The organism is Halegenticoccus soli, from assembly GCF_002844195.1.
GTDB classification, from domain to species: Archaea; Halobacteriota; Halobacteria; order Halobacteriales; family Haloferacaceae; genus Halegenticoccus; species Halegenticoccus soli.
In genome coordinates this window covers 497,390-510,780 of sequence record NZ_PEND01000003.1, presented here as the reverse complement: position 1 = coordinate 510,780, position 13,391 = coordinate 497,390, and the positions used below count along the sequence as shown (strand labels likewise).

The window sequence follows — 13,391 nt, the reverse complement described above, 5'->3', positions numbered from 1 at the left end:
TTCGACGCCGACTTCCCGCTCGACGAGGTCGACCGGGCGATCCGCGAGTCCGACGAGCGCGACATGACCCGTGCGTCGCTGGTCCCAGAGCGGCGGAGATACCGTGACTCGCGTACCGACCACTGGCGCCGGCGGCCGGCGGCCTACTCCGTCCTGACGAGGACGTCGAGCGCGGTGACCCCCTCGCCCTCCTCGTGGACGACCACAGGGTTGAAGTCGATCTCGACAACTCCGTCGACCTCGGCGGCCAGCAGGCCGACCCGCTCGGCCAGCGAGATGAACGCTGCCTTGTCGCCCGCCTCGTCGCCCCGATGCCCCACGAGGAGGTCGTCGAGCGCCGTCTCTTCGACTGCACTACGCGCGTCTTCGGCGGACAGTGGGGGGACGCGAACCGCGGTGTCCTCGAGCACCTCGACTAGGGTACCGCCCGGACCGACGGTCACCACCGAACCGAAGCCCTCCTCCTCCGAGACGCCGAGGAGCGCCTCGACGCCCTCGTCGACCTGCGGCTGGACGAGCACGCCGTTCACCTTGGCGTCGGGGTCGTAGTCTGCGACATTCCCGACGACGATCTCGTAAGCGCCATGAACCTCTGCCTCGTCTTCGACGCCGCCGACGACCGCGTCGGCGTCCGTCCGGTGTGGGATGTCCGGTGAGTCGACCTTTATCACCACCGGGTATCCCAACTCGTCGGCGCAGTCGACCGCCTCGTCGGCGGAGGTCGCGACCTCGGTTTCGGGGACCGGAACGTCGTATGCCTCGAGCAGCGGTCTGGCCTCCTCCCAGGTCAGCACGCGCCCCTCGGGGAGGTCAAGGTCGGGGCCGTTCCCGACCTGCTCCTCAAGTTCGGTCCGCGATGGTGAGGTTTGACGCTCGCCCTCGCCGGCGTCGACGAGCGAGGCGACTGCGTCGAGACACCGGCCGGGGTCGTAGTAGAGGGGGACTTCCGTCTGGACCCGTTCGTAGGGCTGTGGGTTCTCGAGGTCTGCGGGCTCCTTCCGACCGGTCCAGAGAAACAACACCGGGTCGTCGGTCATCCGGCTCACCGTTAGGAGGTCGTCGGCGATCCTGGCCGCAGCCTCGTCGACGGCTGGGAGACCGATTGCGAAGACGTACGCGTCGAACGAGTCGTCGTCGAAGAGGCTCTCGGCGATCTCTGGCAGGACCTCGGCACCGTACCCCCGGATGTCGGCCGGGTTGTGCATCTCCTCGAACGTGAGCAGGTTCTCCATGTCGAGGAGGCGCCGCTCGGTGTCGCCGGCGATGTCCGGGAGTTCGAGCCCCCGTTCGGCAGCCATGTCGGCGAGCAGGCTCGCGAGGCCGCCGCTGGTCGAGGCGACGCAGACGCGGTTCGACTCCGGCGGGTCAAATGCAGTATGGGCGCTCGCGCGCGCGAGAAGATCTGGTACGTCGGGGACGCGCTCGACGCTGGTCTGCTCGAAGGCGGCCTCCCAGGCGGCGTCGCTGCCGGTGAGCGATCCGGTGTGAGAGAGGGTGGCCGCCTCCGCGATGTCGGACTGTCCGACCTTGACTGTCAGGACCGGCGTGCCGGATCGGACCGCCTCGTCTACGACCCGCATGAACCGGAGAGGATCCTCGATGCCCTCAACGTAGGCGCAAACGACGTCGACCTCGGGCTGGTCGGCTAGGTAGTCGACGTAGTCGGTGAGGGTGAGGTCAACCTCGTTGCCGGTCGAGATCAAGTACGCAAAGTGGATGTCCTCGTCGGTCGCCCGCTCGTAGAACGTCGTGAACGCGAGCGCGCCCGACTGGCTCACCAGACCGACCGACCCGGGTTCGGGTGCGCGCGAACACGTGCTCGTCAGGACAGTCCCCTCGACCGCGTTCGCGAGGCCAATGCAGTTTGGGCCGCAGACGTGGACGCCGTACTCGTCGGCGATCTCGGCCAGTTCTCGCTCGAATTGGGCGCCCTCCTCGTCGGCCTCGCCGAACCCGGCGGTGATGACCAGCGCGGCCGGAACGTCGAGTTCGCCCGCGTCGCGGACGGTGTCGATCACGTACTCGCGCGGGACGCTCACGACGGCGAGGTCGACGGTCTCGGGCAGGTCGGCCAGCGTGTCGTAACATCGCCGCCCCCACGCCTCGTTGCGGCTCGGGTTGACGGGGTAGACGTCGCCCTCGAAGCCGTAGTCGAGGAGGTTGTTCATGAGCTGTGAGGAGTACCACGAGTCGGGGCTTGCGCCGACGACCGCGACCGAGTCCGGTGAGAGGAGCGGCTCGAGGTCCGGAGGCTGTGACACACTCTCTACCATTCGTGACATGCCCTCTTCGATTCAACCTCGGGACTTAGGTTTTGCGTTTATGAGCTCGCCCGACGGTCCTCACGGACGTCGACAACGACATGGCCGTGGCACGGGACGAGATCTTCGGCCCCGTGGCGAGCGTCATCTCGTTCTCTGACGAGGACGAGGTCGTCGCTCTCGCCAACGACACGCCCTACGGACTCGCCGCCAGCGTCTGGACCGAGGACATGCGGTAGGCCAATCGACTGGTCGAGAAGCTGGAGGCCGGGATGGTGTGGGTGAACGAGTACCGAACGATATCGTACCGAATGCCGTTCGGCGGGTACAAGGACAGCGGAATCGGCCGCGAGAACGGAACCGGGGTGCTCGAGGAGTACCTCCAGACCAAGGCCGTGTGGTACGACCAGTCGGGAGAGGTCTCCGACCCCTTCAGCCTCGGCTGACAGGCGAACGGCGGACCAGAGACGGGGCGATCACAGCCCTACGAACCTCACCTGATGTGTGCCACGATCCTGCCGTCGCATTGACACCGATATCACATGATTACGGCCTTTTCACCGTGAAAGCGCCCGTTGCAGACGATCGAGAGACGAGTTCACACCTCAGTTACAGCGTGCGCTTGTGGCCGGAGCGGCCAAAGCGGTAAAAGAGCGTGAGGCATTCGGACAGATGCTTGACGCGGAAGCCAAGGAATTGAGGGCAGCCAAACAGTCATTCCGTCGGAGTATTCGGATCTGTAATGGCATCAAATCACATCAGTGCGAGACGCGTCCGTACAATGAACTCGTCTCGATGTGGCAGTGCCTCGACGCGCTTGAAGCTGACTGCACTGAGTGCGCGTCCGACCGCCAACAGTCAATCCACGGTGGAGACGTGCTCAGTTCTCGCCAAGCGGATAGTGACATGCTCTATGCATATCTTTACGCGGACCTGGATGAGACATATCCAGTGCTGGCCGATGGTGTGCGTGTCCTTGAACGTATTCGAGAGACCAAGCGAGAGATAGTGCAGGAACTCACACGACGGGCCTGATCGCTCCCTGTGGAAAGGAGCTTACAAGTTGATAACCTCTTGCGGTGAGCGGGTCACAGCCCACACTGTGGCCACGACACGTCCCTCACGTGAAGGAATCCCCCGACAATAGGGTGCACTCACCGCCTGCAACAGCTAGAAGTTGCGTTTGTTTCGTGGTGTTAGAGATGACGCCATCCACGTCTTCGAGGGAATCGATCCGTGTTGACTTGGTGGACGCCACAGCTTATGAGGCGGCGATGTGGATTCGCAAACCTGGGAGGGATTCTGCTCATTCTCCATCGGAACGCCGGCTACTACCGACCATTTTTGCATGTCTTCTTTTATTTATCACATCAACATCGGCGAGAAATAGTGCTTAAGCGGGATCGGTCCCGACCGTACGACTTGAAAGAGCTCCTCCGGTGGATATGCGTTGACAAGTAGGGTTCATCGATGATGGACGAACGAGGAAGTTTCCTACTTTAGGGACGGTAGCCAATCACATATAGTATTAGTCATTTTTCGGGATAGAATGTGAGTTTAACTAGGATTATTTGGATAATCTATTTACTATTATAAATTTGTGGTGGGCTATCTCATCTCCCATTACAGATCATATGGTCCGGCAATAGTGAACATTTATCATAGCTTGATTGCCGCAACGTACCTTATGCAAATAGAATGTTACTCCTACACAACTCTTACAGTAGATGCCTAATTGAGCCCGTAAACCGCTGGCAAGGGACATATTTGTTCGAGGAGTGGATCATGACAACTAAGTCTTATTTTTCTGCTTCCGATTTGGATTACAGTAGTACAGCTGTAACAGAATTCGTGAGATGGTTCGTTATCATCGCACAGCTATCTAACAGACAATAATTCCCACGATACAGGCCCAAAGAGCAGCTGAATCAGCGAATCACCTGTTCTCTATCTCTATTCATATTGATGATATTCATAACTAAAAACTGCATCGTGAGGCGATCTTCACCGATATTTCGCCGGTTCCGCTTAGTTCGGATTCCGAAAAATAGATCGTTCGGTAGAAATAAACACGCTACCTGGTTTTTCTGCAGAAGGTTACTCGTTGAGAGCGTAATTCGGTCATTGCTGGCTCTATGAATCTTTGGACCAGTATATCCACTGTCTGATAACAGACTGACCGTCGTATAACGTTCGAATGAAAAGTAATTGCCATTCTTGGCACTGAGAAGATGAAACCATGCTTCAGAGTGAAACTCATAGATTCTCGGAGAAGAGAGTCTCAGAAGCGCGGTGACAAAATACTCTTTGATTTCAGTACTCTTATGAAACAGATGGTTGGCTCGCCCAGCTTTCGATTGAGACCAACACTCTTCGAGTGAATTTGATGGAGGATACAACCCGAGAGCATCGGTGGTGACGGGGGAAAAAGGACTAAAAACCGTACTCGAAGCATTTGACGGCTTTCAGGATGAGTGACTCGTTCTAGGCCATCGAACTACAGCCCGATTCTCGATCGGAATTCCGGGGTACCGCTGACGGCTGGCTCGATGCGATACAGCGCGCCTGCGCCCTCTCCCTCGATCTCCTTCGTCCCTCCAGGGCCGAGTGCTGTCGTCACGTAGGCTTCGTCGTAGCCTTCGCCCCCGAATGCGACGCTCGATACTTTCCGTGCCGGGAACTCGATTCGTCGCTCTTCCCGTCCCGTGGGGTCGTATCTAGCGAGATACCCTCCGTCCCACCGCGCCGACCAGAGATATCCCTCGGAGTCGACGGTCATCCCGTCCGGAATCCCCGGTTCGTCCGCACTCCTCAGGAACAGCTTCCGGTCGGAGAGCGCACCGGTCTCCTCGCTGTAGTCATACCGATAGATGCAATGCGCTTCCGACTCGGTGAAGTAGAACTGTTCTAGGTCGGGAGTGAACCCCATTCCATTCGGAATCGCGAGCCCATCTTCCAAGTGGGTGTACGTTCCGTCCGGATCGAGTCGATAGAGACGGCCACCGTGGTCCGTTGTCGGCATCGTGCCACAGAAAACCCGTCCCTTGGGGTCCGCGATGACATCATTGAACCGCGAATCGATCTCCTGTGGGATCTCCTCGATGACCGTTTCGGTCGTTCCATCATGCCACACTTCGACAGTTCCACGGTCCTCGAACAACAACAACGATCCGTCGGCCTGTATGGTAATGCCCCCGATGGCGGTCGTTTCGTGACACTGTTCGTGGTCGTTCGCCTTGGGGTCGTACCGAAACAGTCGTCCATTGTGGATGTCGACCCAGTAGAGTCGCTGTTCGTCGGGGTGCCAGATGGGCCCTTCCCCGATGTGACACCCGTAGTCTGCGATGAGGTCCAACTCGACCATGGTCGTCCGATACTTGTACCCCGCACATATAGCCATGGGGTCACGACCTGGGCGATGCCTATGTATGACTGACGGGTGAAGCTGGCCAGTTCCTCGGATTCTGTCACTGATGGCTCATGACTGAAGTCGTGCGCTGACAGGCGGGAAAACAGTTATGTGGAACACCGCACACTAGGTGCTAGAGGACGTATGAGTCAGGTCCGCTTCAGTAACGTCAAGAAGGTCTATAACGACGACATCGTCGCAGTCGACGATTTCAGCCTGGAAATCGAGGACGGAGAATTCGTCACGATCGTTGGCCCGTCGGGGTCGGGCAAATCCACCCTGCTTCGGATGCTCGCCGGTCTCGAGGAGATCTCGGGCGGTGAAATATCCATCGGCGACAGGGTGGTGAACAACGTCCCGGCGCAGGACCGGGACGTCGCGATGGTGTTCCAGAACTACGCACTTTATCCACACATGACTGTTCGAAAGAACATGTCGTATGGATTGAAACTGACCTCCAACCTCCCCAAGGGCGAGATCAACGAGCGTGTCGAGGAGGTCGCCACCATGATGGGGATCGAAGATCAACTCGACAAGAAGCCTGGGGCGCTCTCCGGCGGGCAACAACAGCGCGTTGCAACTGGCCGCGCCATCGTCCGCGAACCCGAGGTGTTCCTCATGGACGAGCCGTTGTCGAACCTCGACGCGAAGTTGCGTGCCCACATGCGCACCGAACTGCAGCGTATTCAGGACGATCTCGGGACGACCACAATCTACGTGACGCACGACCAGGAGGAGGCGCTCACAATGAGTGACCGGGTCGTAATCCTTGAGGGCGGGAATCTACAGCAAGTCGGAACCCCCGCCGAAGTGTTCAACAAACCGGCTAACAGGTTCGTCGCGGATTTCATCGGCTCTCCCTCGATGAACTTCTTCGATGTCACGCTGAGCGGGACGACGTTGAAGAGCGAGGCCTTCACCTACGAGGTCGGCTCCCAGACAGCGGAGCGAATCCGCGAACGCAGTACGAGTGATGAACTCGTTTTGGGTATCCGTCCCGAGCACATGATGTTCGCTGACAGGAGCTCCGTGAACACGGTTACCGCGCAGCTCGACGTTCACGAACCCGTCGGTGACGACAACTACTTCTATCTGAATTCGAATGGGATCGAGTTCACGATGCGGGCCATGGGGGACTACGGCTTCGAAGAGGGCGACGAAATTGTCGTCACGTTCGAGGAGACGAAAATGCACATCTTCGATCAGACGACTGAAGACAACGTGATGACGGACACCGGTTCCACGCAACTAGGGCCGGCGGGAGCCACTGCACAGCGGACCTGACGTTCTGACTCTTCGTTCCATGCTAATCAACCACAACCGGGATTCTCGTACGCCCTACCCGGGCGGGTCGAGCACCGTTTCGAGGTGAAACGAGAACGCGATTCCGGCAAACAAAACGACGAACCCGATCGTCAACAGGGCGGTGATCACGAACAGCAGAAGGGTCGCCATTCCCATCGACAGTGCTGCGGCACCGTTTCGAGCAGTCCACCTCACGGCAGTCCGGAGCGCGGGCTCCAGTGCGTCACCCGTGGCGAGCCCGGCGAACGTCGGGACAAGCAGCAGCGCGGTGTACGCGGCGGCATAGACGGCCGCAACACCGAGCAGGAATGCAAGCGTAGAACGCGTCGCGAGGTACTGCCGAGCGTAGAGCACCGCAACTCCGCCAAAGACGAGCGGGACGCCTTGCAGTAATGCCGACGATATGGCGTGTCGTTTCACCGTGCGAACGACGTGTTCGCGGTCGATGTGGTGACCCTCGCGAAGCGATGCAATCGCGGCATATGCTCCGAGCGTCGCGGGCCCACTGGTGACGATGGGGAGTGAACAGAGAAACCAAAGTAAGCTTACGACGACGAGTCTCGGACCGTTTGCGTAAAAAAACCGGATCGCTTCGACGAACGAATTGAATACCATTCGCGTGTCAGCATCCCTCATGAACATATGCAGCGGTTGGATCAGTTATTAGATTACCCTTTCTCTCCCAGCGATGTACACGAATCACTCTCGCGACGCGAACCCCAACCTACATTCGAACTGCGACAGTGAACCCCGTCGACAACAAAAAACGAAGGCTAGCAGGTCCAGTCGGTCTAGCCGATTACGGTCGTGCGGCCAGGCTGACCACGGAACTACCGGGAATGTCAACCACAATTTCACCGTTCGAGTTGACGTCCGCATCGATGGTACCCGCCGTGAACTCGTCCGCGTTCTCGCTGGTCGAGTACTCCCGTGGGTTCTGATCGGCGAAGAGGATCTTAGCGCTGACGTCGCTAAAGTGCGTTCCGAAACCGGTGTCGACGGCGACCTGTCGTCCGTCTAGGTCCCGGTTGCTCAGTGTCACGAAAAGCCCGTTGTCGCTCTGGGAAGCCGACGCGCTGACGAGCGGCACGTCGTGGTCCTCCCCGTCAAGATCCATGATCTCGGTATCGACGACCGTTCGGAACGCGGTCGAACCCATGTGCGGCTTGTAGAGATCGAACACCTGGTAGGTGGGCGTCGCCCAAGCGGACGCTTCGTCGGTCTGGATGATGCACTGCAACACGTTCACCGTCTGTGCGAGGTTGGCCATTGTCAGCACGTCCGCGCGAGCATTGAACGCATCGAGAACACCCGCCGCTGTCAACGCGTCTCGAACCGTGTTCTCCTGTTCCAGACCGGCGGCGCGTTTCGCGTTGGCGTGCCAGTGCCAGACACCCCACTCGTCGACGATCACCCCGATATCCGTCCCCGGCGCGTACGTGTCCAGCACCTTCGCCGCTTTGTCTACATCGTCTGCCACCGCCAGCGACCGGGCGAACAGCTTGTAATACTGTTCGTCCGTGAAATCCGTGCTGTCCCCGCAGTCGTAGTACCGGTGGATGGAGAGGTGGTCCAACAGGTGGTACGCAGAGTCCTCGCTCGTCCTCGAGGTCCCGCCGACGCTTTCCATGAACTTGCGGTTCCAGTCGTCCGTGATGTGCCCACAGCCGATGAGTTCGAGCGAGCCGTCGCCCATGATCCGGTCGTACCCCTGGAGGTAGTTCGCATACCGGCGGAACTCTTCGCCGTAAGTCTCGGGGTCGTAGCGGCCGCCACAGCCCCAGTTCTCGTTGCCGACGCCCCAGTAGGTCACGTCGTACGGCTCTTCCTGGCCGTTCTGGCGTCGCCTGTTCGCGTACTCAGTGTCGCCGTCGTAGTTGCAGTACTCGACCCAGTCGACCGCCTCGGTCGGTGATCCCGATCCGACGTTGAGTGCCAGGTACGGTTCGGTATCGACGAGGCGGCAGAATTGGAGGAATTCGTCGGTTCCGAACTGGTTCGACTCCTCGGGGACGTTCTCGCGACCCTGTGTCCACCAGAGGTTGCGGCGGCGCGGACGCTCCTCGCGGGGGCCGATGCCGTCTTCCCAGTGGTAATCGTCGGCGAAACAGCCACCCGACCAGCGAAGGACCGGAATTTCGAGGTCACGCAACAATTCGACGGTGTCCTCGCGGACGCCGTCAGTGGTTGACAAAGGATCGTCCTCACCGACCCAGATCCCACCGTAGATACAGCGACCGAGGTGCTCGGCAAAGTGGCCGTAGATTTCGGGGGCGATGCGGTCGATCTCGTCGTGCGGCCGAATGAATACGTTGTCTGTCATGTGGTATTGCTCGTGGGCAATCTTACTAATGAGACATCTGGTATATAAATCTAGAGTCTTCCTAGCGTCGATTCCGTCACATAAATGACAAAAAGTTTAATAACTATAAATCATAATTGTCAGCGGATGTCGCAGAGTAGCACGCCTAGCAGTTCAGCAAAAGCGGCCGCAGTGAAGGACCGATCCGCCCTAATAAGCAGTTCCAGCAGACGTCGATTCCTGCGGGGTGTCGGCGCAGCCGGAATAGCTGGACTTGCCGGGTGTACGGGTGGAGACGGCGGATCCAAGGCCGGGAAGAGCGGCGGTGGGATGGAAATCAGCTACTGGACCCTACTCACCGGCGGTGACGGCGAGATCATGGTGAAGCTGATCAAGCGGTTCAACGACGAACAACCACTCGGGGACGTCACGATCTCTCGACAGCGGGTTCCATGGGATGAATACTACAACAGATTGTTTACCGCGATGACGTCCAACGAGGCGCCGAACCTGGCGATTTGCCACGGGGCGTATCTACGTCGGTTCAGTGATCTAGTAGTCCCTATCGGCGACCTGATGTCCAACACGAACTACGTCAAGCAGATCCTTGACGCGTGTACGATCGACGACGAAATACGTGCAGTCCCGATGGACTCCCACCCCGTCGGCCTGTACTATAATGAAGATATCCTGAAGGAGGCCGGGGTTACCAACACCCCATTCGACGACTTTTCCCAGTTTGAGGAGGCGTGCAACAAGATTCGCGACGAGACCGATTACACGCCGTTCGGTCCCAGTCCGAACACGGGCGTCGAGCATCGTCAGTACCTCACATCCATCGCCTCCCTCGGTGGCAAACTCGTTGAGACCGGTGGCGACGGGCCGAAAGCGGTGTTCGACCAGGGGCCGGGGCTCGAAGCTGCCGAATACTACGCTAGCGTCTCGGGAGAACGAAAGTGGGACATCCCCGACACCTCTGAAGACCGGGTCAATCGCGAATTCTTAGCAGGCAATATCGGATTCATGGTCCACGGGACGTGGACAGTGAATCGACTCCGCGATGTCGACTTCAACTGGAACATGATGAAGCCCTACGTCACCCCGAATGCGACCCAGTTGCGAACGGCCGCGGACAGTCATACGCTCATCCTTCCCGACCCGAAGATGAGCGATGAACGCATCAAGACGACAGTAAAAGTTGCCGAGTGGCTCACACAGAACAACCCGGAATGGGGTGCAGAGGCCGGTCATCTCCCCGCGTATATCCCGACGCTCGAAAGTGACGATCTTCGGAATGCTGAGATCTGGGACGTGACACTCAAGGATTTCATGGAAATGGCCCAGAACGGTCAGCTCGCGTACTACCCGCAGCTGGAAAACTTCGACATCTACGACCAGACGAACTGGACCTGGCTGTTGGACGCGTACGCGCACAACGTCTCCCCGAAAGAGGCGGTCAGCAACGGAGTGCAGACGTGGAATTCGAACCTCTGAACTGACGTCCAACGACAATCCACAATGTCTACAAAGGACCAACTTTCGTCACTCAAAGGCGGATTTTTGGAGCAACGGTCGAATAAAGAGCTGATAGAGGGGATCCTGTTCTCACTCCCGTATCTCGCGACTTTTTCACTCTTCTTACTGTACCCACTTCTGAAAGGCGGGTACATGAGTCTGTTCGAGTGGAACCCGTTCTTCCCGTCAGAGTCGGAGTTCATCGGAGTCCAGAACTACGCGAGGATGATGTCCGACGGGGCCTTCTGGAACTCGTTGGGCAACACGTTGTATTTCGTTGTCCTCACTGTTCCGATGATCGTCATCTTCAGCCTCGGTCTCGCACTCGGTGTAAATCGCGATATCAAGGGACGGGGAGTGCTCAGAGCGGTCTTCTTCAGCCCCTACATCCTGACCGTCTCCGTGGCGGCACTCATCTGGATCGAACTGTACGCGACAGGGTACGGACCGATCAACTCCTACCTCTCCCTCACCGGAATCAATCCGCCGGCGTGGCTTCAGTCGTACACCTGGGCGATGCCAGCGATCGCATTTATGACGATGTGGTGGATCTCTGGATTCAGCTTCGTTATCCTACTTTCCGCTCGACAGAGTGTGCCGGAATATCTTTACGAGGCAGCGAAGCTTGACGGGGCGGGGTCGTGGCGAGCGTTCCGTGATATCACGCTCCCCCAGATGCGCCACGCAATCTTCTTCGTCGTTATTATCAATCTCGTCTGGTCGTTTCAGATCTTCGGCCAGCCGTACATCATGACCCACGGCGGACCCGGTAAGGAAACAGAAACCCTTGTGATGTACCTGTACAACGTGGCTTTCAATCAGCGGAATTTCGGATACGCTGCCGCCCTCGGGTACGTCCTAACAGGGATACTCGTTGTGGTGTCGTTCGCGAACTACTACCTGTTCAGAGGGAATAATGAGTGAAAAAACCGAGTCCAGCTATGGAGTCACCGCCTTGACCGAGGAAACGATACGGAGCATCACCATCCACGCCGTCATGTATGGGACAGCGTTCCTGTTCCTAATCCCCTACGCGTGGATGATCTCGTCATCACTCAAGACGTCGCAAGAAGCACTCTCGCCGAATCCGAGCTGGATCCCGCACACCATCACCTTCGAGTGGTATATCCGGCTGCTCACGGAGACCTTCATCGTTCAGTGGTTGATCAACACGCTCATCATCGCGTTATCGACCACGGTGCTCGTGCTGGTCGTGGATTCGATGATCGCCTTCGCGATCACGCGACTGGACTGGCCAGGGCAACGTTACATTCTCGGAATCATCATCGCGAGCTTCATGGTCCCTGGATTCGTGAACATCATCCCGCTGTTTACACTCATCTCCGATCTGGGGCTCATAAACAACTATCTCGCGGTGGTCCTCCCATTCGCAGCGGGGCCAATCGGCGTCTTCCTGCTTGTTCAGTTCTTCAAGGAAATCCCGTACGAGTTACAGGAAGCGGCTCAGCTAGACGGATTCTCCACGTTCCGGATTTACCTTCAGATCATCTTGCCTCTATCGAAGTCCGTACTTACGGCTCTCGGCCTGTTCATCTTTGTCTGGAGTTGGAACCAGTTCCTCTGGCCGTTGATCGTTCTACAGCAAGAAAAGGCATACACGCTCCCGATCGGTATCGTCACCGTCCGAAACACCTACACGTATCAGCCAGCACTGGTCATGGCCTCGGCCATGATCGCGTCAGTACCGCTCTTCCTGGTGTTCCTCGCTGTCCAAGACAAGCTCATCTCCGCCGTGGAGATGCAGGGGGTGACCTGATTTAATTCATTACCAGAACTGATGTCCTCGGTGGGCTACGTTTTTGACGGCTGCTCTGCTCCCACCGGTCGTTCGACGAGTGACGCAGGCTCCTGTTCACTTCGTCGGGAGGAACATCCACCCCCATTGCATGCACGGCGATGCAAACCAGCGCTCGGATCGTGCAGGGGTATTTGGCCGGATGCGCTAGAATACGAGCGACGGCTATCGGCTCACCTCGTACATCAGGATAGCCGATTTCTCCCAGCACAGAACGTGTCCACCCGACGGTCGGTCCTGTAAGACCCTCGACTGGGATTTTGTCCGCCATGACCGAACAAACGATTACACATACCTGATCCAGGCGCTCAGATCCATTTCACCCCCAGAGGGAAAATAGAGACGTGTGCAATCGTCCCTTGTGAATGTGATTCTCACGTGGGCGTTACAACAGTATGAATGTGATGGACGGAGCAGTTCGTCCGCCGACTGTTCGGTTCTGCCGGACACTGGCGATTGTACGGACGCCGAATGAACCGGAGGTGAAAGTAGTGAACTACCCTTCCCTACCGCACTCGAGGCTACCCGCCCCTCGTTTGTTAAGGACAGGGCTTCCTGTTTCTGCGTCGGCACGTGCATCCGACATGGACACAGGGGTTCCAGACTCCGCAGGCGACTTTCCTTTACGGGTGGTTCGGAGTGTCCCACTCCTCCCAAATAGACACTCGGCCACAACCGCCGGTGCGCGCTTCTTGTCGTCGTTCGAAGGCGCGGAGCGCCTTTCGTGATGACGAACCGGCTCCGCCGTTTCGAACCATGCGTGAACACCGTCGGAGACGTGGT

General features: G+C 58.2%; 8 protein-coding genes and 2 pseudogenes. 6 read left to right on the top strand and 4 right to left on the bottom strand.

What is annotated here, in order from left to right:
- Window positions 1–143: 143 nt before the first annotated feature.
- Window positions 144–2,282, bottom strand: a complete 2,139-nt coding sequence (locus CNO20_RS10925) for an acetate--CoA ligase family protein (RefSeq protein ID WP_101296142.1) — start codon at window positions 2,280–2,282, stop codon at window positions 144–146.
- A 59-nt stretch (window positions 2,283–2,341) separates the two neighbouring features.
- Here CNO20_RS10925 and CNO20_RS10920 point away from each other — a divergent pair.
- Window positions 2,342–2,707 (top strand): annotated as a pseudogene (locus CNO20_RS10920) (aldehyde dehydrogenase family protein); the annotation flags it as partial.
- A gap of 151 nt (window positions 2,708–2,858) precedes the next feature.
- Window positions 2,859–3,296: pseudogene (locus CNO20_RS24520) on the top strand (DUF7260 family protein); the annotation flags it as partial.
- 1,462 nt (window positions 3,297–4,758) lie between these two features.
- On the opposite strand, the gene CNO20_RS10915 reads toward CNO20_RS24520, so the two are convergent.
- Window positions 4,759–5,625, bottom strand: coding sequence for an SMP-30/gluconolactonase/LRE family protein (locus CNO20_RS10915; protein ID WP_199174807.1), 867 nt, complete (start codon window positions 5,623–5,625; stop codon window positions 4,759–4,761).
- 189 nt (window positions 5,626–5,814) lie between these two features.
- Here CNO20_RS10915 and CNO20_RS10910 point away from each other — a divergent pair, with 189 nt between their 5' ends.
- Window positions 5,815–6,954 (top strand): ABC transporter ATP-binding protein, encoded by a 1,140-nt coding sequence (locus CNO20_RS10910; RefSeq protein WP_101296140.1) that lies wholly within the window; start codon window positions 5,815–5,817, stop codon window positions 6,952–6,954.
- A 54-nt stretch (window positions 6,955–7,008) separates the two neighbouring features.
- Here CNO20_RS10910 and CNO20_RS10905 read toward each other — a convergent pair whose 3' ends face one another.
- Together CNO20_RS10905 and CNO20_RS10900 are read right to left on the bottom strand one after the other, a co-directional pair.
- Window positions 7,009–7,617 (bottom strand): hypothetical protein, encoded by a 609-nt coding sequence (locus CNO20_RS10905; RefSeq protein ID WP_101296139.1) that lies wholly within the window; start codon window positions 7,615–7,617, stop codon window positions 7,009–7,011.
- A gap of 157 nt (window positions 7,618–7,774) precedes the next feature.
- Window positions 7,775–9,298, bottom strand: coding sequence for an alpha-N-arabinofuranosidase (locus CNO20_RS10900; protein WP_101296138.1), 1,524 nt, complete (start codon window positions 9,296–9,298; stop codon window positions 7,775–7,777).
- Between the two features lie 126 nt (window positions 9,299–9,424).
- Here CNO20_RS10900 and CNO20_RS10895 point away from each other — a divergent pair, with 126 nt between their 5' ends.
- The 3 genes from CNO20_RS10895 to CNO20_RS10885 are packed head-to-tail and all read left to right on the top strand — an operon-like array spanning window position 9,425 to window position 12,569.
- Window positions 9,425–10,771: an extracellular solute-binding protein gene (locus CNO20_RS10895; RefSeq protein WP_158237405.1), complete on the top strand. Its 1,347-nt coding sequence runs from the start codon at window positions 9,425–9,427 to the stop codon at window positions 10,769–10,771.
- A gap of 24 nt (window positions 10,772–10,795) precedes the next feature.
- Window positions 10,796–11,716 (top strand): carbohydrate ABC transporter permease, encoded by a 921-nt coding sequence (locus CNO20_RS10890; protein WP_101296136.1) that lies wholly within the window; start codon window positions 10,796–10,798, stop codon window positions 11,714–11,716.
- The gene (locus CNO20_RS10885; RefSeq protein WP_101296135.1) at window positions 11,709–12,569 is read left to right on the top strand and encodes a carbohydrate ABC transporter permease; all 861 of its coding nucleotides are present in this window, start codon (window positions 11,709–11,711) and stop codon (window positions 12,567–12,569) included. Before CNO20_RS10890 ends, CNO20_RS10885 begins: the two co-directional genes overlap by 8 nt.
- Window positions 12,570–13,391 lie beyond the last annotated feature (822 nt).